This is a genomic window from Sphingobium sp. TKS (assembly GCF_001563265.1).
Taxonomy (GTDB): Bacteria; Pseudomonadota; Alphaproteobacteria; order Sphingomonadales; family Sphingomonadaceae; genus Sphingobium.
In genome coordinates, this window is record NZ_CP005083.1 from 1524798 (window position 1) to 1548938 (window position 24141).

The window sequence follows — 24141 nt, forward strand, 5'->3', positions numbered from 1 at the left end:
CGTTTATCTGAGGTTCATGAAACCTGACGGCATCTCCATGACTTCACCGTCTTCCCTCCTGACAGGGGGACGAGAAGAAGAATGGAGTATCCGAATATGCGTAAGATCCTGGCCGCAACCCTCCTGACCGGCGCAGCGGTCGCAAGCCCCGCTCTGGCGCAGGAAGCCGCCCCGACATTCACTGGTCCGCGCGTCGAAGCGATATTGGGCTATGATCATACCGGCGCAGGCAGCAGCGTCGACAATGACAATAATCGCAACGATCAGTCGATTGACGGCCTGCTCTACGGCGTCGGTGCCGGTTATGACGTGAACCTTGGCAGCGCCGTCGTCGGCGTGGAGGGGGAATATACCGACTCCACCTCAAAGAGCAGCCGGACCGACTTCACCGACCAGTTCGGCTTCGGCCGGGTCAAGCAGGGCCGCGATCTTTACATCGGCGCGCGGGCGGGCATCCTCGCCAGCCCCAACACGCTGGTCTATGTGAAGGGCGGCTATACCAATACGAAGCTCGACGTGCTGGCTGGCGACACCAATCAGGAAACCAGCACCAATTTCAAGCTGGACGGCTGGCGCATCGGCGCGGGCGTGGAGCGGGCCATCAACGCCAACACCTTCGCCAAGCTCGAATATCGCTATTCCAAATATGAGGATGCGCATATCGACTTCGCCAACGGCGCGACCAGCGACGAATTCGGCATCGACACCGATCGTCATCAGGTCGTGGCCAGCCTCGGCTGGCGCTTCTGACGGAAGGGAGGGGCCGGGTCGCTCCGGCCCCTTCACCTCACGCCATGGCGCGCAGCCCTGTCGGCGCCACTGCGGACCTGCTATGACGGTCGCCGTGCGCGACGCGATTCCCCATCTTTATTCTGTCGGCATCAAGCCGGATGACATCGACTTCATGGGTCATGTCAACAATGCCAGCTATTTGAAATGGGTGCAGGCGGCGGTGCTGGACCATTGGCGCGCACTCGCTCCGACGGAGGTGGTTACGCGCCATCTCTGGGTCGCGCTCAAGCATGAGATCACCTATCGCAAGCCGACCTTTCTGGAGGACGACGTGATCGCGACCGTCCTGCTTGAAAAGGTGCAGGGTGCGCGAGCCTTTTACGAAACGATCATCCGCCGGGGCGAAGAGGTTCTGGCGGAGGTCAAGTCGAGCTGGTGCTGCCTGGATGCCGACACGCTGCGCCCCGCGCGCCTGGCGCGCGAAGTCATCCAGCATTTCTTTGCGGCCGATCAGGAAAACGGTCGCAACGGCAAAATCTAGAGCGTCGCCTCGATTTCGCGAGCGGCAATATCCGGCTTCTCCGCCAGGCTGATCGGCCGCCCGACCACCAGGATCGAGGCGCCCCGATCCAGTGCCTCACGCGGCGTCACTGCCCGCTTCTGATCGCCCATCGCGCCACCGGCGGGGCGGACTCCCGGCACCACGAAGAAGCCGTCGCCCCAAGCCTTCTTCGCCAGCCCGACTTCCTCGCCGGAACAGACGATCCCGTCCAGCCCCGCGCTGCGCGCCAGATCGGCCAGACGCGCCACCTGATCCTCAGCCCGGCCGCCCACGCCGATGTCGAGCAGGTCGCCATTGTCCAGGCTGGTCAGCACCGTCACCGCGACGACCTTTGTATTGATGCCCGCCGCCGCCTTGGCATCCTCCAGCATTGCGCGCCCGCCCGCCGCATGGACGGTCAGGATAGCCGGTTCCAGCATATGCAGCGCCTGCACCGCCTTGGCCACGGTATTGGGGATGTCGTGCAATTTCAGGTCCAGGAAGATCGGCAGGCCGAACTTCATCATCTCATGCACGCCATGATGGCCATGGGCGCAGAAAAATTCCAGGCCCAGCTTCAATCCGCCCACATGATGGCGCACCTGCTGCGCAAGTTCCTGAGCCTTGCGCAGGTCGGGCGTATCGATGGCGACGTAGATCGGGCTGGTCATGCTTGTCCTGTAACGGAGAGGGAAGGGGCCGAAGCCGCCGGATTGACGGCGGCGGGGACGGCGGGGGAAGGGGCTGCGGTGGCGGCGACCAGCGCTCTTTCGGTGCTTTCCAGCTTGCGCTTCATTCGCCAGCGCGTGGCCCGCGCCATGATCCAGAAAGGCAGCGCCCCCAACAGATAGGCGCCGATCAACAGGACTGGGAGCTTGGTTTCCATGACCAGGTCGCCCCACAGATTGACTTCCACGCGAGTATAGTTTGCCACGCAGAATAACGCCAGGGCGACGGCGATGACGACCCAGAAGGCAGTCCGCAGAAATTGCATCAACGCTCCTATAGCTGCTGAACGATGCAGCTTAGGCGATTTTATCGCGCTTCGGAAGCGCTTCGTCGGATGTACCGGCCGCGATGCGCGGAAAGGCGCCTTTTTCCTGCCCGCGCCGTCTCCGCCGCCGCTCTTCGGAACCCGCGCCGCACCCCGCGCATTTCGTCCTGGCAAAGGAGGCAGCACGCCATGGCCGCGCGCGCATATTGGCAGGGCCAGATCCGTCTGGCGCTGGTGTCCATCCCCGTGGAGATCTACGCCGCCACCAAATCCGGTGCGCAGATCGCCTTTCACCAGATCCATCAGCCCAGCGGCAAGCGGGTCCGCTACGAAAAGACAGTCCCCGGCCTGGGGCCGGTCAAACCCGAGGACATCGTCAAGGGCTATGAGGTGTCGAAGGGCGACTATGTCCTGCTGCAACCCGACGAGATCGAGGCGGTGAAGCTGGAGAGCAAGAAGACGCTCGAACTCACCCAGTTCGTCGATGCGGCCGAGATCGACGTCCTCTATTATGAGCGGCCCTATTATGTCGTCCCCGCCGACGATCTGGCGGAGGAAGCCTTCATCGTCCTGCGGGAAGCGCTGCGGCGGACGAGGAAGGTGGGCCTTGGCCAGCTCGCCATGCGGGGCCGCGAATATATCGTGTCGCTAAAGCCCTGCGGCCGGGGCATGGTGCTCGAAACGCTGCGCTATGCCGATGAGGTCAACCGCGCCCAAGGCTATTTTCGCGACATTGAAGATGTGAAGCCGGACGCCGAATTGCTCGACCTGGCCGAAACGCTGATCGAGAAGAAGACCGCGCCCTTCAAGCCCGACAGCTTCCACGACCGCTATGTCGATGCGCTGGAACGGCTGATCGAGAAGAAGAAAAAGTCGAAGGGCCGCCGCATCATCGAGGACGCGGAAGAGGCTCCGGCCCGGCGCGGCAGCAATGTGATCGATCTGATGGCGGCGCTCAAGAAATCGGTCGATACAGGCGCTCCCCCCAAAACGCCCGCCGCCAAGACCTCAGCGCGGAAGGCGCCCGCCAAGCCGACTACCCGCAAACGGGCCTGATCCATGGCTGAGGTCGACCCGCTCAGCACCTATAACCGCAAGCGCGATTTCACCCGCACGAAGGAGCCGTCGGGCAAGCGCGGCCGCAGCCACGGCAACAGCTTCATCGTGCAGAAGCATGACGCGACCCGCCTGCATTACGACTTTCGCCTGGAAATGGATGGAGTCCTCAAGAGTTGGGCAGTGACTCGCTGTCCCAGCCTCGATCCGGAAGACAAGCGCCTCGCCGTCCGCACGGAGGATCATCCGCTGTCCTATGCGACGTTCGAAGGCACGATTCCCAAGGGCGAATATGGCGGCGGCACCGTGATGCTCTGGGACGAAGGGACGTGGGAACCCGTCCCCGGCAAGAGCGTGCATGATCTGGAGAAGGGCCATCTCCACTTCATCCTGCATGGGCAGAGGATGCGCGGCGAATGGCTGCTGATCCGGCTGAAACCCCGCGGCAGGGAGAAAGGGGAGAATTGGCTGCTGCGCAAGATCGAGGATGGCTATGCCGGCAGCGCGGAAGACCTGACCGCCCGCGAACTGACGAGCATCAGGAGCGGCCGGACCATGGGCGAAATCGCGACCGACGCGCCGGCCATATCCCTGAAGGGCAAGAAGGGAAAAGCCTTTGACGCGGCGATGAAACAAGCCGTTCGCGCAACCCCGGTCAAGCCGCCAGACAAGGCCAGGACGCGCCCCGCGCCCGCTTTCCAGCCGCCGCAACTCGCGACGTTGGTCGATGCCGTTCCCACTGGCAATGGCTGGATGCATGAGATCAAATATGACGGCTATCGCTGCATGCTCTCCGTGGCGGGGGAGAAGGTCAAGATCTTCACCCGCACAGGTCTCGACTGGACGGAGCGTTTCGCGGCTCTTGCGGGCGAAGTCGCGGCCATGGATCTTCCCGCTGCATTGATCGACGGGGAGATCGTCGCGCTCGACAGCGACGGAAACCCGGACTTCTCTACCCTTCAGCAGATGTTGAAGGGGGAGGCCAAGGCGGCGCTCCACCTTTTCGCCTTCGACCTGCTCCAGCTCGACGGACAGGATTTGACCTCGCTGCCCAATATCGCGCGCAAGGAAAAGCTGGCCGCTTTGCTGGGGGACGGCTCGGCGCATGTCCATGTCGGAGATCATGTCGTCGGCGCAGGGGAAAGGCTGTTCCAGGCCATGTGCGGGGCAGGGCAGGAGGGGATAGTCTCCAAGCGCGCCGACGCTTCCTATCGCGGCGCCCGCACGAAGAACTGGCTCAAGGTCAAATGCACCCGCCGCCAGGAATTCGTCATCATCGGCTGGACGCCCAGCAGCGCCAGCGGGCGCGCCATCCGCAACTTGCTGCTCGGGCAGCGGGAAGGGGAAGGACTGGTCTATGCGGGCAAGGTCGGCACGGGCTTCAACGCCGCCAATAGCGAAGGGCTGATCGCTGCCCTGCGCAGGCGGGGGCGCAAGACCGCCGCGCTGGCTGTGCCCCGCAGCGAAAGCCGTGGCGCGCAATGGGTCCGCCCCGATCTGGTCGCTGAAATCGCCTTTGCCGAGTTCACGGCGGAGAATATCGTCCGCCATGCCAGCTTCCTCGGCTTGCGCGAGGACAAGGCGGCCAGCGATGTTCAACGCGAGAAAGCCATGCCGACGCCCGAAACCCGCAGTGATGTCACGATCAGCCATCCCGACCGCCTGATCTTTCCGGAGGCGAAGGTCACCAAGGGCGAGCTTGCCGACTATTATGCCGCCATGGGTGCGGCAATGCTGCCCTGGATCGCGCACCGTCCGATCAGCCTGGTCCGCTGTCCGCAGGGGCGGGCGAAGAAATGCTTCTTCCAGAAACATGACAGCGGCAGTTTCGGTGATCATGTGAAGCATGTCGCGATCCGCGAGAAAGCGGGGAATGAGGAAGATTATCTCTATGTAGAAGATAGCGACGGACTTCTTGCCTGCGTTCAGATGGGGGCGATCGAATTTCACGGCTGGGGTTCCAGCGTCGCGGATGTCGAGCGGCCCGACCGCATGATCTTCGATCTCGATCCGGATGAAGGGCTGGATTTCGGGGATGTCAAAAAGGCCGCTCGCGATATCCGGCGGGCACTGGAGGATTTGGGGCTCACCAGCTTTGCCATGCTCTCGGGCGGCAAGGGCATTCATGTCGTCGTGCCGCTGACGCCGCAGGCGAAATGGCCGCAGGTCAAGGATTTTGCCGACCGTTTTGCCCGCGCGCTGGCCGCTTCGGAAGCGGATCGCTTCACGGCGACCATGAGCAAGGCGAAGCGCAAAGGCCGCATCTTCATCGACTGGCTGCGCAACCAGCGCGGCGCGACGGCCGTGCTGCCCTATGTTGTGCGAGCCCGCGAAAAGGCCTCCGTCGCCGCGCCGGTCAGTTGGGAGGAGTTGGACGATATCGACAGCGCCGCGCATTTCACGGTGAAGGATGCCGCCATATTGCTGGAGCGGGCCTCTTCGCGCGACCTTCGCGGCTGGGGTGAAGCGCATCAGCCCCTGCCAGCGCATTAGGGCGCGGGCGCGTGGGGATTCAGCCCATGCTGCGCGCAGGGAGGATTTTTTAGATCCAATATTTTCGCCGCATCCGCCTTTTCTGCGATCATGCTTTGTTGCATATCGGGAATCACCATGACGAAGCCGATCGAAGAAGCGCCCGAAAGCGGCGCCGCAACCCCCGTCTCCTCCACCGCCGACAAGACCGATATGGCCACCGCCGCGCGCAAGTCGGCGGGCAAGGCCGTCTGGATGGGCACCGCCGTCGGCATCGGCTCCGCCGCGATCGTCGCGGCTTTGCTCTACGCGAACAAGAAGCGCGGCTGACTTCCCTACGGCGCAAAAAAGAGGCGGCATGGCCTTCGCTCCATACCGCCTCATGATGCGACCCGTTTTGGGCTCTACCCCCGCCTCGGGACGGGGAATTTCTCCTATCCGGCGCCGCCGCTCAGATAGGCGATCAGTTCCGGCTTGCTGATGCTCGTGCTCTTGTCCGCATCGGCCGTGACGAAAGCGCCATCGGCCCAGGCCGTGACCTCGGCTGGCGCAAGCGATTTTCCGGTGGCCTTCAGTTCCTGATCCTTGAGCGCCACCATCCAGCGCGAAAATTCGGACTTGTCGAGCTGGCCGTCATGATTCTGGTCATAGGCCGGAAATTCCGTGTCCACGATCGAGGCGACCGCATCGCCGGATGTGGCGGGCTGCGCCTGATTGCCCTGCTGCGCGGGCGCGGCCTCCTGCGGCACGGCACCGGCCTGCGCCAGCGCGGGCGTCGCTACGAAAAAGGCACTCGCCAAAAGAAATGCGCGGATCATCCTATGCTCCAGGTCTGGCCGTCCGAATTTCGCATGTCACAATAGCCAAATAAAACATGGAGTTCCTGAACTTTTATTCACGATGCTCCATTCACCTGCCGATTCGGCTCGATTCGCCGCCTGATGCTGCGATTAATGGGACGAAGCACGGAAAAGCGCGTCGCTCCGCGTTCCTTGGCTGTCCGATTTGCCCCGGAAAGGCGGTGCTGCTAGGCGGCGCAGCGACTTTCAACTCATGCACGCAGGATTCGCCCGATGGTCCCCCGTTACGCCCGCCCGCAAATGACCGCCCTCTGGGAACCGGAAGCCCGCTTCAAAATCTGGTTCGAGATAGAGGCGCATGCGACCGAAAAGCTGGGTGAGCTGGGCGTGGTGCCCGAGTCCGCCGCCAAGGCGCTGTGGGACTGGTGGGCGACCAACCCCGCCATCGACGTGCCCGCCATCGACGCGATCGAGGCCGTCACCAAGCATGACGTGATCGCTTTCCTGACCTGGGTGGCCGAACAGGTGGGCGACGAAGCCCGCTTCATGCATCAGGGCATGACGTCGAGCGACGTGCTGGACACCTGCCTTGCCGTGCAGCTCACCCGCGCCGCCGATATCCTGATCGATGATCTCGACAAGCTGCTGGAGGTCGTCAAGCGCCGCGCCTATGAGCATAAGCTGACCCCGACCATCGGCCGCAGCCATGGCATCCATGCCGAGCCGGTGACCTTCGGCCTGAAAATGGCCGAAGCCTATGCCGAGTTCAGCCGCTGTCGCGCCCGTCTGGTCGCTGCGCGTGAGGAAGTCGCCACCTGCGCTATTTCCGGCGCGGTCGGCACCTTCGCCAATATCGACCCCCGCGTCGAGGAGCATGTCGCGGAGAAGCTGGGCCTCGCCATCGAACCGGTTTCCACGCAGGTCATCCCGCGTGACCGTCACGCCATGTTCTTCGCGACGCTGGGCGTCATCGCCTCGTCCATCGAGCGCCTCGCCGTCGAGGTTCGTCACCTCCAGCGCACCGAGGTATTGGAGGCTGAGGAATATTTCTCGCCCGGCCAGAAGGGCAGCTCGGCCATGCCGCACAAGCGCAATCCGGTGCTGACCGAGAATCTCACCGGTCTGGCCCGCATGGTGCGCAGCTATGCCCTGCCAGCGATGGAGAATGTCGCTCTGTGGCATGAGCGCGACATCAGCCACTCGTCGGTCGAACGCTATATCGGGCCGGATGCGACCATCACGCTCGATTTCGCGCTGGGCCGCCTGACCGGCGTCATCGACAAGCTGCTCGTCTATCCTGAGCGGATGATGAAGAATCTCGACAAGATGGGTGGCCTCGTGCACTCGCAGCGCGTGCTGCTGGCGCTGACCCAGGCGGGCGTGTCGCGGGAGGACAGCTACCGCTATGTCCAGCGCAATGCGATGAAGGTGTGGGAATCGGATGGCCAGCTTTCGCTGATGGAATTGCTGAAGGCCGATCTGGATGTGGCGGCGGCGCTGACCGCTGAGCAGATCGAGGAGAAGTTCAACCTCGATTACCACTTCCGTCAGGTCGATACGATCTTCCGCCGGGTGTTCGGGGAATAGGATCAGGGTGAGATAAGGACACGCTGAAAGGGCGCGGGAACGCGCCCTTTTAATCCTCCCCCTCTATATGCTTCCGCCCCGAGTCAGGTGCGGCTCTTGCTCCGGGGATGGCCGCTGGCGTCCAGCACGGTTTCCATCGCGACATAGGTGGAGGTGCTGGCGACATGTGGCAGGCTGGAGATCTTCTCCCCCAGCACCGCGCGATAGCGGCGGATGTCGGCCGTCCTGACCTTCAGCAGATAGTCGAAGCTGCTGGCGATCATATGGCATTCCTCGACTTCGGGAATGCGGCGGACGGCGGCGTTGAACTCATCGAGCGCCTTTTCCCGCGTGTCGGACAGTTTCACCTCGGCAAAGGCGACATGATCCATGCCAAGCTTCGCCGGATCGACGATGGCGCGAAATCCGCGGATCACGCCCGTTTCGATCAGCCGGCGCAGGCGGACCTGACAAGGGGTCTTGGAAAGGCCCACCGTCTGGGCGAGATCGGTGACGGTCATGCGGCCATCCTCGATCAGGGCGGCGATGATCTTGCGATCGAATTCGTCCATTTCGACCGTGGATGTCGGATTTTTCATGGATTTTGCCATGGAAGCAGGATGCCGTGAAATAGCTTAGGATTTCCGACAAGTATAATGGTCGGGGAGAGAGGATTCGAACCTCCGGCCCCTGCCTCCCGAAGACAGTGCTCTACCAGGCTGAGCTACTCCCCGACCGATAGCAGGTCCGTTTCGAGGCGGTCCCGCTGGGCAGGTCGCAGCCTATAGAGGCGGCTTTTCCGGCTGGCAAGCGGCGGAAGGCGTTTTTTTTGGGCGGCTCATAAAAGCCCCGCCTCGCGGAAGCTGAAACGGCTCTGGCCGCCGTGAATCACATGATCCGCCAGCCCGATTTCCATGGGGCGAAGGCGTTTCGACAGGGTTCGCGTCAGGCGGATGTCCGTCCAGTGGGGAAGGGGGCTGTCGGGGCGCTGCTGTTCGATGGCCAACCAGTGGCTGTCCCATTGGAGCAGCGTATCCACGGTACGGCGCCAGTCCTGGTCCGCGCGCAGCCGGTGGAGCGGGCGCCATTCGTCATCGAGGATGAGCAGATTGAGGGAAGCGGGATCGCGCATTCGTCACAGGATGCTCGTGTGACGCATTTACGGTAGGGGAAGGCTGGTCCCTTTTGGAGAGAGCGGCGCATAATCCGATCCGTTTCGCAGCATTTGGCGCGGGCGGTCGGCTGGGCTACATGACGATGCTATCGTCAGAATCATGGCTAAAGCTATGCCAGAAATCATGAGAGTGCCCGCTTTGACCAGCCTGCCTTCCTTGTCCGAGCCGCATTATGAGCAGCAATATCTGGACCTGATGCGGCGGATCTGGCTGCATGGCGGTGAACGGATCGACCGGACCGGCGTGGGAACGCGGTCTGTTCTGGGCGCGACGATGCGATTCCCTCTGGCGGATGACGCAGTGCCGCTGCTGACCACCAAGCGCGTCTATTGGAAGGTCGCGGCGCGGGAGATGCTGTGGTTCCTGACCGGCGACACCAATATTCGCGAGCTGGTGCGGCAGGGCGTGCATATCTGGACCGATTGGCCGCTGGATGCCTATCGGCGCGCGACGGGCGAGCAGATCGATCGCGATGCCTTCGAAGCGCGGATCGTCGAGGATGCCGCGTTCGCGGCGCGCTGGGGCGATCTGGGGCCGGTCTATGGCGCGCAGTGGGTGAACTGGCCGCGCTATGAGGAGGTGGGGGATGGCCTCTACCGGCGGGCGGCGCAGGGGCACAACCAGATAGCCGATCTGGTCGAGGGGATTCGATCCAATCCGGGGTCGCGGCGGCTGCTGTTCACAGGCTGGAATGTGGATGAGGTGTCGCGCATGGCGCTGCCGCCCTGCCATATGACCTATCAGTTCCAGGTAGCGGATGGGCGGCTCAATGGGCTGCTGTTCCAGCGGAGCTGCGACCTGGGGCTGGGCTTCGCCTTCAATATCTTCGGTCTGTCGATGATCACGCGGATGTTGGCGCAGCAATGCGATCTGGAGCCGGGTGAGGTCGTCTGGCAGGGCGGGGACGTGCATCTCTACCTCAACCATGCCGAGCTGGTGGAGGAACAGATCAGCCGAAATCCATCCGGCGCACCCAAATTGCGGATCAATCGGCGGCCTTCATCCATTTTCGATTATCGGATCGAAGATTTCGAGGTGATTGATTACGCACCGCAAAGGCACATCGCCGCGCCGGTCGCCGTCTAGCGGCGAGGACCGATCTGCGACGAAATGGGTCAGTAAGGCTTGCCTTTGCGGGCGTTGTAATATAATAATTGCACAGAGCAATATTATTGCAATGCACAAGAGGAGGCAGGATGAGCGACCGGATCGATTCGGACGCTGGAAGGGATGGGGCGGCGCTTGGATCGGGGCGCAATCTGCCTCCGCTCCGTCTGCATGTGCCGGAACCGAAATTCCGGCCGGGCGACACCGCCGATTTCAGCGATTTCGACATTCCGCCAGCGGGCGCTCAGGCGCGGCCTGATGAGGTCGCACAGCCGGGCGAGATGCGGGAACTGGCCTATGGGCTGGTGCGGGTGCTCGATGAAAATGGTGCGGCGGTCGGCCCCTGGGATCCGAAGCTGCCCGCCGAGACGCTGCTGAAGATGCTGCGTGCGATGGCGCTGACGCGGGCTTTCGATGGACGCATGTTCCGGGCGCAGCGCCAGGGCAAGACCAGCTTCTATATGAAGTCGACGGGCGAGGAGGCGGTGTCGATCGGCGCGGCGCTGGCTTTGGCGAGCGACGACATGTGCTTCCCCAGCTATCGCCAGCAGGGCATATTGATCGCGCGGGGCTGGCCGATCATCGACATGATGAACCAGATCTATTCGAACAAGGGCGACCGATTGAAGGGGCGCCAGCTCCCGATCATGTATTCGGCGCGGGAGGCGGGATTCTTCTCGATCTCCGGCAACTTGACGACGCAATATCCGCAGGCGGTGGGCTGGGCGATGGCCAGCGCAGCGCGGGGGGATACGCGGATCGCGGCGACCTGGTGCGGCGAGGGATCGACGGCGGAGGGCGACTTCCATTCGGCCTGTACTTTCGCCAGCGTCTATCGGGCGCCCGTCATCATGAACGTCGTGAATAACCAGTGGGCTATCAGCAGCTTTTCGGGCTTTGCGGGAGCGGAAGCGACGACCTTCGCGGCGCGGGCCATCGGCTATGGGATCGCGGGGCTGCGGGTCGATGGCAATGATGCGCTGGCGGTCTATGCCGCGACGCGCTGGGCTGCCGACCGGGCGCGGGCTAATGCCGGGCCGACGCTGATCGAGCATTTCACCTATCGGGTTGAGGGGCACAGCACGTCGGACGATCCCAGCGCCTATCGCTCCGCCGATGAAGCGAGCCATTGGCCGTTGGGCGATCCGATCGCGCGCTTGAAGAAGCATTGCATCGGCCTTGGCATCTGGGACGAGGAACGCCACGCGGCGATGGACAAGGAGCTGGCCGAAATGGTCCGCGACGCGGCGCGGGAAGCCGAGAAGAACGGCATCCTTGGCCATGGCCTCCACCATCCGATGGAATCGATGTTCGAGGATGTGTTCGAAGAGATGCCCTGGCACCTTAAAGAGCAGCAGCAGAAGATGCTGGACGAATGGAAGGCGGCTGGGCTGTGAGCGACACCGTGACGGAGGCACGCAGCGAAATCGTGCAGATGAACATGATCCAGGCGATCAATAGCGCGCTGGACGTGATGATGGGCCGTGACCCGGATGTGGTCGTGATGGGCGAGGATGTCGGCTATTTCGGCGGCGTCTTCCGCGCGACGGCGGGGTTGCAGCAGAAATATGGCAATCACCGGGTGTTCGACACGCCGATCACGGAGTGCGGGATCATCGGCGTGGCGGTGGGCATGGGCGCCTATGGGCTGCGGCCGGTGCCGGAGATCCAGTTTGCCGACTATATCTATCCGGCGCTGGACCAGTTGGTGTCGGAGGCGGCTCGGTTGCGCTATCGCTCGGCGGGGGAGTTCATCTCGCCCATGACCGTGCGGTCGCCCTTTGGCGGCGGGATTTTCGGCGGGCAGACGCACAGCCAGTCGCCCGAGGGCATTTTCACCCATGTGTCGGGGGTGAAGACGGTCATCCCCTCGACGCCCTATGATGCCAAGGGGCTGCTGATCGCGGCGATCGAGGATAATGATCCCACCATCTTCTTCGAACCCAAGCGCATCTATAACGGGCCGTTCGACGGGCATTATGATACGCCCGCGAAGAGCTGGGCGGGGCATGAGCAGGCTCAGGTGCCGACCGGCTATTATCGCGTGCCGCTGGGCGAAGCGCGGGTGACGCGGGCGGGCGAGGCGCTGACCGTGCTCTGCTATGGTACGATGGTGCATGTGGTGGAGAACACCGTGGCCGAAATGGGCGTGGATGCGGAAATCCTCGATCTGCGGACGCTGGTGCCGTTGGACATTGAGGCGATCGAACAGTCGGTGCGCAAGACCGGGCGCTGCCTGATCGTGCATGAGGCGACGCGGACCAGCGGCTTTGGCGCGGAATTGATGGCGCAGGTGCAGGAGCGCTGCTTCTACCATCTCGAAGCGCCGATCGAGCGCGTGACCGGCTTCGACACGCCTTATCCGCATAGTCTGGAATGGGCTTATTTTCCGGGGCCGGTGCGCATTCGCGAAGCCATCAACAAGATTTTGAAGGATTGAGGGGCTGTCATGGCGCTTTTTACATTCAAGTTGCCGGACATCGGTGAGGGCATCGCGGAAGCGGAGATCGTCGGCTGGCATGTGAAGGTCGGTGACCGCGTCGAGGAAGACCAGCCGATAGCCGACATGATGACCGACAAGGCGACGGTGGAGATGGAAAGTCCGGTCGCGGGCACGGTGGTCCGGCTGGCGGGCGAGCCGGGGCAGCAGATCGCCATCGGGTCGATGCTGGTGGAGATTGAGACGGAGGGGGAGGGTGAGGCTTCTTCCAAGGCCGAGGAAGCGGCTCCCGCGCCAGCACCCCTACCCAATGTGGAGGGATCGGGGAAGGGCGACGAGTCAAGCGAACCCGCTCCTGTTATTACAGAAGCAAAGCCGACAGTGCCGACGCCCTCCCCGATGGAGAAGGGGGCTATTAAGACGGAAGTTCTCGCTTCCCCCGCCGTTCGGGCTCGGGCGAAGGAATTGGGGATCGATCTGAGCCAGGTGAAGCCGAGCGGCGATCATATCCGGCATTCCGACCTCGACGCCTTCCTGCTCTATGGTTCGGGGCAGGGCTATCGGCCTGCGGGGCGGTCGACCAAGCGCGCCGATGAGGAGGTCAAGGTCATCGGCCTGCGCCGTCGCATTGCCGAGAATATGGCCGCCTCCAAGCGAGCCATCCCGCATTTCTCCTATGTCGAGGAAATCGACGTCACCGCGCTGGAGGAAACCCGCGAGCAGTTGAACGCCAATCGTGGGGAGCGGCCCAAGCTCACCATGCTGCCGCTGCTGATCGCGGCGATTTGCCGGGCGTTGCCGGAATTTCCGATGCTCAACGCTCGCTATGACGATGAGGCGGGCGTGGTCACGCGCTATGGCTCCGTGCATATGGGCATTGCGACGCAGACCGATGCGGGGCTGATGGTGCCGGTGATCCGGGACGCGCAGGACCGCAATGTCTGGCAGCTTGCGGCGGAGATCAGGCGGCTGGCCGACGCGGCGCGGACGGGCAAGGCGAAGTCGGAGGAGTTGTCCGGCTCTACGCTGACGCTGACATCGCTGGGGCCGCTGGGCGGGGTGGCGACGACGCCGGTCATCAACCGGCCGGAAGTCGCGATCATCGGACCCAATCGCATCATCGAGCGGCCGGTGTTCCGGGGCAAGGAAGTGGTGCCCGCCAAGCTCATGAATCTGTCGATCAGTTGCGACCATCGCGTGGTGGATGGTTGGGACGCGGCGAGCTTCGTTCAGGCGGTGCGGAAGCTGCTGGAAACGCCGGTCCTGCTGTTTGCGGACTAGGATATTGGAATTGGTTTAGGCACGCTTTGGGTGGGAAGCGGACGGTCTGCTTCGTAATGCTTTTCTTGAAGCGCATCGTGCTCCTGCGAAGGCAGGAGCCCAGTTCTTATGGTGCGATGATCCACAAGCGGCGGAACTGGGTTCCTGCCTTCGCAGGAACACGTATCACTTAATGGCTTGCATTGGCCAATTCCGGCCAAATTCCTGCATGCCTTAACGAACCGTGGCGCGGTAGCTGAGGCGGCCGCTCTCGCCGGGCGTGATCTCGTCGGGCACGGTCCAGCGGACATGGGTGATGTCGGCGGGGATAGCGCGGCGGGTGCCGCCCAGCGCGGTCGGCAGCCAGAAATCGGTGAGGCGGCCCCAATGGGCGCCGCCGTCGACCGAAACCTGCATCGCGGGATTGCTAAGGTCGAGCTGGGCGCCGCGTGGAACGGCGTTGGTGACGGCCAGGTTGCGGACGGGACGGCTGCCTTCGTTGCGCCAGTTGACCACCAATATCAGTTGGTCGCCTGATCCGGCACGGTCGGCGCTTTGCAGGATGCGGCGGGCGCGGCCGTTGATGTCGGTGCTCACCCGCTCGACGAACATTTGCGTGTCCAGCCTGATTCCCTGCCGGATATCCTGTCGGCTCTGGGCCATTTGCGGCGCGCCGATACAGGCCAAAGCGATGAGCCACCCCACCGATTTCATGCCAATCCCCCGTCTCTTTGTGGGCCGAATGTGGCAGCCAAGTGCCGAAGATTTGGTTAAAACCTTGTTTCCCTTGCTATCTGCCTGTTTCGCTGATGTAAATTGACGGGCGCAAATGGACGGGCCTAAATAGAGGGGCTGGGGCCGCCGGTGACATAAGGACGGCGGCGCGGGGATATTTCACGGGTGACACCTCAGGAACAGCAGGAGATCAACAGACGGCGGGACCGGCTGTTGGCGTCGATCGCGCTGACGACGGGAATCGGGCTGGTCCTGGCCATGCCCTTCGCCTTGCGCGAGGGGGCGGAGTTTTTTCTGCCGCTGACCGCCGCGCTGGTGATCGCGATCGCGCTGGTGCCCTTTCTGGAGTGGATGGAGCGGCGGCGGGTGCCATCGGCCCTTGCGGCGCTGACGGCGGTAATAGCCTTCCTCATTGTGGCGAATACGGCCTTGGTGCTGATCATCGTGCCGGCGGCGGACTGGTTTCGCCTCTTGCCTGAGCGCCTGCCCAAGATTCAGAATAATCTGGCGCCGCTGATCGACTTTTATTCGCAGCTTCAGCGCTTCGTGGATGAAACGGTGCGGATGCTGGCGACCGGGCCGGTGGCGGCGGCGCAGACGGCGGCAGTGGATGCACCCCGGTCGCTGCTGCAATTTGCCGCGACCTCTGCGCCTTCGGCCATCATCCAGATGGTGTTCGCGATGCTCATCATCTATTTTTTCCTGGCCGGTTGGACGAAGCTGCGGCGGCGGACGATCAACAGCCGGGAGAGTTTCGACGGCGCCATGGCGGTGGCGCGGGTGATCCAGAATGTCGTGGATGCGACCTCCGCCTATGTGCTGACCATCGCGACGATCAATCTGTGCCTGGGGCTGGCGGTCGCCTTTGCGCTTTGGCTGATCGGCATGCCGTCGCCGCTGATGTGGGGCGGGATCGTCGCGCTGCTGAATTTCGTGCCCTATTTCGGGCCGATGCTGGTCGCTGTGCTGCTGGCGCTCGGCGGCCTGATGGTGTTCGACGATGTGTGGAAGGCGCTGTTGCCCGCCGCGCTCCAGATCGGCTTTCATCTGGTGGAGGCCAATTTCGTGACGCCGACGATTCTCGGGCGGCGGCTCACCATGAATCCGCTGCTGATTCTGGTGTCGCTGACCTTCTGGGGCTGGGTGTGGGGGACGCCGGGGGCTTTGTTGGGCGTGCCGCTTCTGATCATCATCCAGACCGTCGTTTCGGCGGCCGGAACGCCCGATATTGCCGGTTTCCTGTTCGAGCGCGGCACGCTGACAGTGTCCCCGCGCAAAGAAAATGACGAAAGCCGTGAAACTGATGTTGCAGGCAGTTGACAGGGGGAACGGGGCCGCATAGATGCCCGCCCACACCGAACGCGGGTGTAGCTCAGTTGGTTAGAGCGCCGGCCTGTCACGCCGGAGGTCGCGGGTTCGAGCCCCGTCACTCGCGCCACTTTCCTTAGGGGCAAGTGGATGGTTTTTCAGATCAGCATCGTCTGGTGGCTTCATGAGGCCGCGCCAAGATGCCGCCCTGCGCGGGTGTAGCTCAGTTGGTTAGAGCGCCGGCCTGTCACGCCGGAGGTCGCGGGTTCGAGCCCCGTCACTCGCGCCATTCTCTTCGGATCGAGTTTGGCTGGAGCCAGCTTTCCCCATTTTCGTCATGCCAGCGAAAGCTGGCATCTCCGTCGAGATGGCACGATCTAGCCTCACGAGATCCCTGCTTTCGCTGGGATGACGATGAAGATGGTAAGGGAAGCCTTAAAAACCTCGCCAGCGCCCTGTCTCCATCCAGGCCAGCAGGCGCCGCAGCGGCAGGACCCAAATCCAGATCAGGCCGAGGAAAATATAAACCGGCACCTGCACGATCATCGGCAACTGCCCGATCATGCCGGACAGGCTGCCGACCAGCACCGCCCAGAGCGCGATCAGCCCCAGGATGATGAACATGCCCGCCGGTTTGCGCCAACTCGGCTTGTAGACGTGCCGGGGATCGATGCTCATGCTTCTTTGCCTTCGATCAGTTCGATTTCGGTCAGGATCAGGTGCAATGGCAAGTCCCACGGATCGGCGGGCAGGGCGTCATGTTCCTGCACCGACCAGGCGAGGCCTATGCGCAGGGCATCGGGATAACGCGCGAAAATGCGGTCATAATAGCCGCCGCCTTGCCCCAGCCGGTTCATCGCCCGGTCAAAGCCGATCAGCGGGGCGATGATGACGTCGGGAACCACCGGATCACCCGCGGCTTGCGGGTGGCTGGTGCCGAACAGGCCGGGGAAGAGCTGATCCTCCGGGCGCCAACTCAGGAAATCCATGCTGCCCAGGCGATCGATGACGCGGGGCAGGGCCAGCGTCTTGCCCAGGGCTTGCAGGGGCGCGGCCAGCCGCTGGGCCGGGGCTTCGTCATCCAGCCCCATATAAAGAGCCACGACTTGCGCATCGGCCAGCCGCCGGGCGAGGGGGGAGGGGATCACCTTGAACGCCAGCCGGTGCGCCAGCGGATCGAGCGAGGCCACGAAAGCGCGCCGCCTTTCCCGGGCGATCGCGCGCAGGGTCGCCTTTTCGGTGTCGTCGCTCATCTTGGGGCCTTAGGTCGGGGAAATGGGGCTTGGAGGGAGGAGGGTGACGGGACCGCCTCGGCCGTTTGCTGGAAGATCCTCTGACGCCTCAACGTCAGGTGGGAACCATGTAGATCGGGCCGGAACCCGCCCAGGGACAGCCCCCGTGGATGTGATTATCGCCTCAGGGATGTTCGCTAAAGCTCGTACCGCGCAGTACCCGTCACCTTCCTATCTAGGCTTCGGGCGCGGCTGCGACAAGCCTTTCCCGCAGCTTTTCTATGCGGGCGGCGAGGGATTCGAGCGCGCGGACGGCGGGTTCGTCCTCCGGCTCCAGCGCCAGGGTCTGCTGGCGGCCGATGGCCTCGCGCTTCAGGTCGTTGAGTTCGTCCGCCAGGAAAAGCGCGGCAAACAGCAGGGTGCGCACTTCGGTCAGGCCCGGCGTGTTCTGCTGGGCAAGGCGGGCCTTGCGTTCGATCAGGTTGGCGAGATGCGCCAGATGCGCTTCCTCGCCGTCGCGGCAGCGTATGTCATAGACGCGTCCGGCGATGTGCAATGTGGTTTCAGCCACCGGCCTGCCCCTTCAATTCGGTGATGAGACTGTCCAGCGATTGCAGCGCCGCTCGGGCAGCCGCAGTATCAACGCCGGAGGAGGTTTCAAAGGAGGCGGCCGACGAAAAGCCGTTCACATCCTGTTCGAGCTGGTCGATCGCGCGCTCCAGCGTGCGGATCGCCTGCATCATGCGGTCGCTTGCCATGTTCTCACGCATAGACAAAGTTTTCGCCGCGCAAAAGCAGTCATTCGGCGGCTTGGCGTACCCAGGGGGCCGCCCGTGGTTGACGCCTTGTCCCTGAGTCGACAAAGGGAGCGCAAACTCGACTCGACGGCCTGAACAGGGGGCCGGTTGAAAAGCCAGGAAAGACGCCGCTTCGATGACCGTTTCCGAAAAGTCCCTCGCCAACGCCATTCGGGCGCTCTCCATGGACGCGGTGCAGGCCGCCAACAGCGGCCATCCGGGCATGCCGATGGGCATGGCGGATGTCGCGACCGTGCTGTTCAAGGATTATCTGAAGTTCGATCCGAAGGCGCCGAAATGGGCCGATCGCGACCGTTTCGTGCTGTCGGCGGGCCATGGGTCGATGCTGATCTACTCGCTGCTGCACCTGACCGGCTATGCCAAGCCGACGATCGAGGACATCGCGAACTTTCGTCAGCTCAGCAGCCCCTGCGCCGGGCATCCTGAGAATTTCGAACTAGCGGGCGTCGAGGCGACCACCGGGCCGCTGGGTTCCGGCCTTGCCACTGCGGTCGGCATGGCGATTGCCGAACGGCATCTGAATGCGCAGTTCGGGGACGAGATCGTCGATCACCGGACCTGGGTGTTGGCCGGCGACGGCTGCCTGATGGAAGGCATCAACCATGAAGCGATCGGTCTGGCGGGGCATCTGAACCTGGGCCGCCTGATCGTGCTGTGGGACGATAACAAGATCACCATCGACGGCTCGATCGACCTGTCGAGCAGTGAGGATGTACGGGCTCGTTACGCCGCGACCGGCTGGCATGTCGTGTCCTGCGACGGGCATGACGTGGCCGATGTGCGCCGCGCCATCGATGAAGCGCTGGCCGATCCGCGTCCGTCGCTGGTCGCCTGCGCCACCAAGATCGGCTATGGCGCGCCCAACAAGGCGGGCACTTCGGGCGTTCATGGTTCGGCCCTGGGCGAGGCGGAAGTCGCTGCGGCCCGCGAGTTCCTTGGCTGGACGGCTGAGCCTTTCGTCATTCCCGAGGATATCGCCGCCGCCTGGCAGGCCATTGGCGCGAAGGGTGCGGATGCGCATGCGACTTGGGCCGATCGCCTGGGCAGCAACGGGCAGAAGGCGGAGTTCGAGCGGCGCATGGCTGGTGAACTGCCCGCCGATTTCTCGCTCGACGCCTATATCGACACGCTGATCGCCAATCCGCAGAAGGTCGCGACCCGCAGGGCGAGCGAACTGGCGCTGGGCGCGATCAACGACCTGCTGCCCGAAACGCTGGGCGGCTCGGCGGACCTCACCGGCTCCAACAACACCAAGACCAAGTCGACCGGACCGCTGACCAGGGACGATTATTCGGGCCGCTATGTCTATTACGGCATTCGCGAATTCGGCATGGCCTGCGCGATGAACGGCATGGCGCTGCATGGTGGCGTCATTCCCTATGGCGGCACTTTCCTGGTCTTTTCCGACTATATGCGCGGCGGCATCCGCCTGGCCGCGCTCCAGCAGATCCGCGCCATCCATGTGCTGACCCATGACTCCATCGGTCTGGGCGAGGACGGCCCGACCCACCAGCCGATCGAGCATGTCATGTCGCTGCGCATGATCCCCAATCTCGACGTCTATCGTCCGGCGGACATCGTCGAGACGGCGGAGTGCTGGGAACTTGCCTTGAAGGATGCGACCGGCCCGTCGGTGCTGGCGCTGACCCGCCAGAACCTGCCGCAGCTTCGCACCGAGAAGAGCGAAAATCTCTCCGCCAAGGGCGCCTATCGCCTGCGCGCCGCTAAGGGCGATCGCAAGGTGGTGCTGGTCGCCACCGGCTCCGAAGTCGAGATCGCCGTCGCCACCGCCGCCCTGTTGGAAGAGCAGGGCATCGGCGCCGACGTCGTCTCCATGCCGAGCTGGGCGCATTTCGACGCGCAGCCGCAGGCCTATAAGGATGATCTCCTTCCCCACCATGTCCTGCGCGCTTCGATTGAGGCGGGGACGACTTTCGGGTGGGAACGGTATGTCGGCATTGCCGGCCTGCGCTTTGGCATCGACACGTTCGGCGCTTCGGCTCCGGCGGAAGTACTCTACGATCATTTCGGCCTGACCGCCGCCAAGATCGCGCCGCAGATCGTGGCGGCGCTCGACTGATATTTCAATCCAACCGTAAAACCGGGAGACAAGTGCAGTGGCAACGAAGGTAGCAATCAACGGTTTCGGCCGCATCGGCCGTCTGGTGGCGCGCGCCATTCTTTCGCGCACCGACCATGATCTGGAACTGGTGAGCATCAACGACCTGGGCGATGCCAAGTCCAATGCCCTGCTGTTCAAGCGCGACTCCGTGCACGGCAACTGGGCCGGTGAAGTTAGCGTCGACGGCAATTTCCTGGTCATCGACGGCAAGCGCATCGCCGTGACTGCCGAACGTGACCCGGCGAACCTGCCGCACGCCGCGCAGGGCGTCGACATTGCCCTCGAATGCACCGGCATCTTCGCTGACAAGGCGAAGGCGAGCGCGCATCTGACCGCGGGCGCCAAGCGCGTGGTGATCTCCGCTCCCGCCACCGGCGTCGACAAGACCGTGGTGTTCGGCGTCAATCATGAAACGCTGAGCGCCGACGACGTGGTGATCTCGAACGCGAGCTGCACCACCAACTGCCTCGCGCCGCTCGCGAAAGTCCTGCATGATGCCATCGGCATCGAACGGGGCTTCATGACCACCATCCACAGCTACACCAACGACCAGAACACGCTGGACCAGCTGCACAAGGACATGCGCCGCGCCCGCGCCGCTGCCCTGTCGATGATCCCGACAACCACCGGCGCCGCTCGCGCCGTGGGCGAGGTTCTGCCGGAACTCAAGGGCAAGCTGGACGGCTCGTCGGTACGCGTGCCGACCCCGAACGTCTCGGTCGTGGACCTCAAGTTCGACGCCAAGCGCGCGACCACCGTGCAGGAAGTCAACGAACTGCTGAAGGCCGCTTCGGAATCCGGTCCGCTTAAGGGCGTACTCGGCTATTCGGACGAGCCGCTGGTGTCGATCGACTATAATGGCGACGCCCGCAGCTCGACCGTCGACAGCCTGGAAACGGCGGTGATCGACGGCACGCTGGTCCGCGTGCTGAGCTGGTACGACAATGAATGGGGTTTTTCGAACCGCATGATCGACACGACCGGCGTCGTGGCGAAGTTCCTCTAAGACCCGATAGCCCCGCCGGACCATCCGGCGGGGTTTTTGATCACTGATTATATTTTACTGCCAGCACAGGGAGCGATCATGGCAAAGCCGTTCAAGACACTCGACGACATGGGAGACATCACGGGCAAGGTGGTGTTGGTGCGCGAGGATCTGAACGTGCCGATGCAGGATGGCTCCGTGTCCGACGACACCCGCCTGCGCGCGGCGATGCCGACGGTGCTGGAACTGGCCGACCGGGGCGCGAAGGTGCTGATCCTTGCCCATTTCGGCCGTCCCAAGGGGCAGAAGAACCCGGAATATTCGCTCTCGAAGATCACCCGGCCGCTCTCGGCCGTGCTGGGCCGGGAAGTGCAGTTCATCCCCGATTGCCAGGGGGAAGCGGCGGTTGATGGCATTGCAGTGATGCGGCCGGGCGATATCGCGATCCTGGAAAATACCCGCTTCCATGCCGGTGAAGAGAAGAACGATCCCGCACTGGCCGAGGCGATGGCGGCGATTGGCGATCTCTATGTGAATGACGCTTTCTCCGCAGCGCACCGCGCCCATGCCTCGACCGAGGGGCTGGCGCACAAGCTGCCTGCCTTTGCTGGGCGTTCGATGGAGAAGGAACTGGATGCGCTCCAAGCGGCGCTGGGCGAGCCGGTGAAGCCGGTCGCGGCGGTCGTCGGCGGCGCCAAGGTTTCGACCAAGCTCGACGTGCTGAACAACCTGGTCGCGAAGGTCGATCATCTGATCATCGGCGGCGGCATGGCCAACACCTTCCTCCATGCGCGCGGGGTCGATGTCGGCAAATCGCTGTGCGAGAAGGATCTGGCCGAGACAGCCGATGCGATTTTCGACAAGGCGGAGGCCGCCGGCTGCACCATCCATCTGCCCTATGACGTGGTGGTGTCGAAGGAATTCGCCGCCAATCCGCCCAGCTTGCGTACCTGCAATGTGCATGAGGTGGCTGAGGATGAGATGATCCTCGATGTCGGCCCCGCTGCTGTGGAGGCATTGGGCGATGCGCTCAAGAACTGCCGGACGCTGGTGTGGAACGGGCCGCTTGGCGCGTTCGAGATCGCGCCTTTCGACAAGGCGACCGTGGCGCTGGCGAAGACCGCCGCGGCGCTCACGAAGGAGGGCGGCCTGACGTCCGTCGCGGGCGGCGGCGATACCGTCGCGGCGCTCAACCATGCCGGTGTGGCGGCCGATTTCAGCTTCGTTTCGACCGCTGGCGGCGCTTTCCTGGAGTGGATGGAAGGCAAGGAACTGCCCGGCGTCAAGGCGCTGATGGCCTGAACAAGATTGCGGGGCCGGCTTTGGAGAGTGGCCGGTCCGGCTCGACCGTGGACGCCGTGCAAGGCGTCCTACCCCTAGACGCGCTGCCGGGAGGGCGGCGCATCCAACAAAGAGGTATGTGCAGATGCAGTTCGAGGACATGAAGGCGAAGATCGAGGGCGGCAACGGCTTCATCGCGGCGCTCGACCAGAGCGGCGGTTCGACGCCCAAGGCGTTGAAGGGCTATGGCATCGAGGAAGACGCCTGGACCAGCGAAGAAGAGATGTTCGGCCTGATTCACGCCATGCGCAGCCGCATCATCACCTCGCCGGTCTTTTCGGGTGAGAAGGTGCTGGGCGCGATCCTGTTCGAGCGCACCATGGATGGCGAAGCCGGCGGCAAGTCCGTGCCTCAGGCGCTGATCGAGCGCGGCGTGGTGCCCTTCATCAAGATCGACAAGGGGCTTGAGGATGAAGCGAACGGCGTCCAGTTGATGAAGCCGAACCCCGGTCTGGACACGCTGCTGCACCGCGCCAAAGCTTTGGGCGTGTTCGGCACCAAGGAGCGTTCGGTCATCAACCTCGCCAATCGCGAAGGCATTGCCGCCGTCGTGAAGCAGCAGTTTGAAGTCGGCAGCCAGGTTCTGGCCGCCGGTCTGGTTCCGATCATCGAGCCGGAAGTCAACATCAAGAGCCCCGAACGCGCCGAGGCCGACCAGATTCTGCTGGAGGAAACCCTCAAAAATCTCGACGCGCAGCCGGGCGACGACAAGGTGATGCTGAAACTGTCGCTGCCCACCAAGGCCGGGCTGTTCGACCCGTTGGTCGATCATCCCCGCGTGCTGCGGGTCGTCGCTCTGTCGGGCGGCTTCTCGCGCTCGGAGGCCTGTGTCGAGCTGGCGAAGAATCGCGGCATCATCGCCAGCTTCAGCCGCGCGCTGCTGAACGATCTGCGTCACCAGATGAGCGAAGATGAGTTCAACGCCTCGCTGGGCGAAGCGATCGACGAGATCCACGGCGCGTCGACCCGGAAGGTGGCCTGATCCGATAAAGGAGCCGCCGGTGCCTAGAGCGTTTTCTAAGCAGATAGAATCATCTGCTGACTCGGAAAACGCGGCAAAACAAATGCCTAGAGCAGCCGATCCGATGCAATCGGGTCGGATTCTGCTCTAGACTCCGGCGGCTTCCTTCAAAATGCGGGCGTCGATGATCGCCTGCGCGTTATAATCATTGTTGAAATAGGGCCAGACGGTCCGATCCTCAGGATCCTGCACCTTCATTCATTCGGCCCAATCCACCAGCCTCTCGCGCGAATAACCGCCGCGATATTTTCCCTTGGTGCGGATGCCAATCGGACATAGGCGGTGGCGCCACGCAAAGGGCAACACTACCGTGTCGAATTGTTCGGCATCGAAGGCGAACCAGTTTTTCGCCGCCATCTTCTCCGGTAGAAGCGCCCGCGCCAATCCCGATAATTTCATCCCCAGCAACCGATCCTGATCATGGGGAGAGAAACGT

Annotated in this window: 26 protein-coding genes, 3 tRNA genes and 1 other RNA gene; 17 read left to right on the forward strand and 13 right to left on the reverse strand. The window is 63.3% G+C overall.

The genetic code is table 11. From position 1 onward, the window contains the following. The first annotated feature begins 96 nt into the window (after nt 1–96). Together K426_RS07695 and K426_RS07700 are read left to right on the forward strand one after the other, a co-directional pair. Nucleotides 97–750 (forward strand): outer membrane protein, encoded by a 654-nt coding sequence (locus tag K426_RS07695; protein WP_066561499.1) that lies wholly within the window; start codon nt 97–99, stop codon nt 748–750. Nucleotides 751–832: 82 nt separating this feature from the next. Continuing rightward, complete coding sequence (locus tag K426_RS07700; RefSeq protein WP_066555690.1) at nt 833–1273, forward strand: acyl-CoA thioesterase; 441 nt, start codon at nt 833–835, stop codon at nt 1271–1273. On the opposite strand, the gene pyrF is transcribed toward K426_RS07700, so the two are convergent. Together pyrF and K426_RS07710 are read right to left on the reverse strand one after the other, a co-directional pair. Continuing rightward, nucleotides 1270–1944, reverse strand: coding sequence for an orotidine-5'-phosphate decarboxylase (pyrF, locus tag K426_RS07705; RefSeq protein ID WP_066555692.1), 675 nt, complete (start codon nt 1942–1944; stop codon nt 1270–1272). The genes K426_RS07700 and pyrF overlap by 4 nt on opposite strands. Next, a complete protein-coding gene (locus tag K426_RS07710; protein WP_066555694.1) occupies nt 1941–2267 on the reverse strand; it encodes a lipopolysaccharide assembly protein LapA domain-containing protein in 327 nt (108 codons plus the stop codon). The genes pyrF and K426_RS07710 overlap by 4 nt, the downstream gene beginning before the upstream one ends. A gap of 189 nt (nt 2268–2456) precedes the next feature. On the opposite strand from K426_RS07710, the gene ku reads away from it, so the two are divergent. The 3 genes from ku to K426_RS07725 all read left to right on the forward strand — a co-directional run bounded on the left by ku (nt 2457) and on the right by K426_RS07725 (nt 6125). After that, a complete protein-coding gene (gene ku, locus K426_RS07715; RefSeq protein ID WP_066555696.1) occupies nt 2457–3323 on the forward strand; it encodes a non-homologous end joining protein Ku in 867 nt (288 codons plus the stop codon). A 3-nt stretch (nt 3324–3326) separates the two neighbouring features. Next, entirely contained in the window at nt 3327–5816 is a 2490-nt protein-coding gene (gene ligD / locus K426_RS07720; RefSeq protein WP_066555699.1) for a DNA ligase D, read from the forward strand. Between the two features lie 117 nt (nt 5817–5933). Further along, complete coding sequence (locus K426_RS07725; RefSeq protein ID WP_066555701.1) at nt 5934–6125, forward strand: hypothetical protein; 192 nt, start codon at nt 5934–5936, stop codon at nt 6123–6125. Nucleotides 6126–6229: 104 nt separating this feature from the next. Here K426_RS07725 and K426_RS07730 read toward each other — a convergent pair whose 3' ends face one another. Further along, nucleotides 6230–6613: an EF-hand domain-containing protein gene (locus tag K426_RS07730; RefSeq protein WP_066555703.1), complete on the reverse strand. Its 384-nt coding sequence runs from the start codon at nt 6611–6613 to the stop codon at nt 6230–6232. A 255-nt stretch (nt 6614–6868) separates the two neighbouring features. Between K426_RS07730 and purB the strand changes: the two genes are divergently transcribed. Beyond that, nucleotides 6869–8182 (forward strand): adenylosuccinate lyase, encoded by a 1314-nt coding sequence (purB, locus tag K426_RS07735; RefSeq protein ID WP_066555707.1) that lies wholly within the window; start codon nt 6869–6871, stop codon nt 8180–8182. A gap of 83 nt (nt 8183–8265) precedes the next feature. On the opposite strand, the gene K426_RS07740 is transcribed toward purB, so the two are convergent. The 3 genes from K426_RS07740 to K426_RS07750 all read right to left on the reverse strand — a co-directional run bounded on the left by K426_RS07740 (nt 8266) and on the right by K426_RS07750 (nt 9293). Then, the gene (locus K426_RS07740; RefSeq protein WP_066555709.1) at nt 8266–8760 is read right to left on the reverse strand and encodes an Lrp/AsnC family transcriptional regulator; all 495 of its coding nucleotides are present in this window, start codon (nt 8758–8760) and stop codon (nt 8266–8268) included. 58 nt (nt 8761–8818) lie between these two features. Continuing rightward, a tRNA-Pro gene (locus K426_RS07745) sits at nt 8819–8895 on the reverse strand. Nucleotides 8896–8999: 104 nt separating this feature from the next. Further along, nucleotides 9000–9293, reverse strand: coding sequence for a JAB domain-containing protein (locus tag K426_RS07750; RefSeq protein WP_066555710.1), 294 nt, complete (start codon nt 9291–9293; stop codon nt 9000–9002). Between the two features lie 166 nt (nt 9294–9459). Here K426_RS07750 and thyA point away from each other — a divergent pair, with 166 nt between their 5' ends. From thyA to K426_RS07770, 4 genes are all read left to right on the forward strand, one after another. Further along, on the forward strand, nt 9460–10422 hold the full coding sequence (gene thyA / locus K426_RS07755; RefSeq protein ID WP_066561500.1) for a thymidylate synthase: 963 nt from the start codon (nt 9460–9462) through the stop codon (nt 10420–10422). A 110-nt stretch (nt 10423–10532) separates the two neighbouring features. After that, nucleotides 10533–11840: a 3-methyl-2-oxobutanoate dehydrogenase (2-methylpropanoyl-transferring) subunit alpha gene (locus K426_RS07760; protein ID WP_066555712.1), complete on the forward strand. Its 1308-nt coding sequence runs from the start codon at nt 10533–10535 to the stop codon at nt 11838–11840. 38 nt (nt 11841–11878) lie between these two features. Next, complete coding sequence (locus K426_RS07765) at nt 11879–12883, forward strand: alpha-ketoacid dehydrogenase subunit beta (protein WP_066561502.1); 1005 nt, start codon at nt 11879–11881, stop codon at nt 12881–12883. A 9-nt stretch (nt 12884–12892) separates the two neighbouring features. Beyond that, nucleotides 12893–14164, forward strand: a complete 1272-nt coding sequence (locus K426_RS07770; RefSeq protein ID WP_066555714.1) for a dihydrolipoamide acetyltransferase family protein — start codon at nt 12893–12895, stop codon at nt 14162–14164. Nucleotides 14165–14377: 213 nt separating this feature from the next. Here K426_RS07770 and K426_RS07775 read toward each other — a convergent pair whose 3' ends face one another. Beyond that, nucleotides 14378–14857 carry a hypothetical protein gene (locus tag K426_RS07775; protein WP_066555716.1) on the reverse strand — a complete coding sequence of 160 codons (480 nt, stop codon included), beginning with the start codon at nt 14855–14857 and terminating at the stop codon, nt 14378–14380. Between the two features lie 186 nt (nt 14858–15043). Between K426_RS07775 and K426_RS07780 the strand changes: the two genes are divergently transcribed. The 3 genes from K426_RS07780 to K426_RS07790 all read left to right on the forward strand — a co-directional run bounded on the left by K426_RS07780 (nt 15044) and on the right by K426_RS07790 (nt 16475). Beyond that, nucleotides 15044–16198: an AI-2E family transporter gene (locus K426_RS07780; RefSeq protein WP_066555717.1), complete on the forward strand. Its 1155-nt coding sequence runs from the start codon at nt 15044–15046 to the stop codon at nt 16196–16198. 41 nt (nt 16199–16239) lie between these two features. Further along, nucleotides 16240–16316 (forward strand) — tRNA-Asp (locus tag K426_RS07785). A gap of 82 nt (nt 16317–16398) precedes the next feature. Continuing rightward, a tRNA-Asp gene (locus K426_RS07790) sits at nt 16399–16475 on the forward strand. A 146-nt stretch (nt 16476–16621) separates the two neighbouring features. Here the strand turns inward: K426_RS07790 and K426_RS07795 are convergent. The 5 genes from K426_RS07795 to K426_RS07810 form a co-directional block, all read right to left on the reverse strand. Further along, the gene (locus K426_RS07795) at nt 16622–16864 is read right to left on the reverse strand and encodes a DUF2842 domain-containing protein (protein ID WP_066555718.1); all 243 of its coding nucleotides are present in this window, start codon (nt 16862–16864) and stop codon (nt 16622–16624) included. Then, the gene (locus K426_RS07800) at nt 16861–17439 is read right to left on the reverse strand and encodes a 5-formyltetrahydrofolate cyclo-ligase (RefSeq protein WP_066555721.1); all 579 of its coding nucleotides are present in this window, start codon (nt 17437–17439) and stop codon (nt 16861–16863) included. The genes K426_RS07795 and K426_RS07800 overlap by 4 nt, the downstream gene beginning before the upstream one ends. A gap of 45 nt (nt 17440–17484) precedes the next feature. After that, nucleotides 17485–17641: non-coding RNA, 6S RNA (gene ssrS / locus K426_RS33060), on the reverse strand. 12 nt (nt 17642–17653) lie between these two features. Continuing rightward, a complete protein-coding gene (locus K426_RS07805) occupies nt 17654–17989 on the reverse strand; it encodes a cell division protein ZapA (protein WP_066555723.1) in 336 nt (111 codons plus the stop codon). After that, nucleotides 17982–18176, reverse strand: a complete 195-nt coding sequence (locus K426_RS07810; protein WP_237229980.1) for a hypothetical protein — start codon at nt 18174–18176, stop codon at nt 17982–17984. The genes K426_RS07805 and K426_RS07810 overlap by 8 nt, the downstream gene beginning before the upstream one ends. A gap of 175 nt (nt 18177–18351) precedes the next feature. Here K426_RS07810 and tkt point away from each other — a divergent pair, with 175 nt between their 5' ends. From tkt to K426_RS07830, 4 genes are all read left to right on the forward strand, one after another. Then, nucleotides 18352–20316: a transketolase gene (gene tkt / locus K426_RS07815; protein WP_066555725.1), complete on the forward strand. Its 1965-nt coding sequence runs from the start codon at nt 18352–18354 to the stop codon at nt 20314–20316. 37 nt (nt 20317–20353) lie between these two features. Further along, a complete protein-coding gene (gene gap, locus K426_RS07820; RefSeq protein ID WP_066555727.1) occupies nt 20354–21364 on the forward strand; it encodes a type I glyceraldehyde-3-phosphate dehydrogenase in 1011 nt (336 codons plus the stop codon). Nucleotides 21365–21442: 78 nt separating this feature from the next. Continuing rightward, a complete protein-coding gene (locus tag K426_RS07825) occupies nt 21443–22645 on the forward strand; it encodes a phosphoglycerate kinase (RefSeq protein ID WP_066555729.1) in 1203 nt (400 codons plus the stop codon). A gap of 124 nt (nt 22646–22769) precedes the next feature. Next, nucleotides 22770–23666: a fructose bisphosphate aldolase gene (locus K426_RS07830; protein ID WP_066555730.1), complete on the forward strand. Its 897-nt coding sequence runs from the start codon at nt 22770–22772 to the stop codon at nt 23664–23666. Between the two features lie 237 nt (nt 23667–23903). Here K426_RS07830 and K426_RS32480 read toward each other — a convergent pair whose 3' ends face one another. Beyond that, nucleotides 23904–24104, reverse strand: coding sequence for a hypothetical protein (locus K426_RS32480; RefSeq protein WP_237229981.1), 201 nt, complete (start codon nt 24102–24104; stop codon nt 23904–23906). Nucleotides 24105–24141 lie beyond the last annotated feature (37 nt).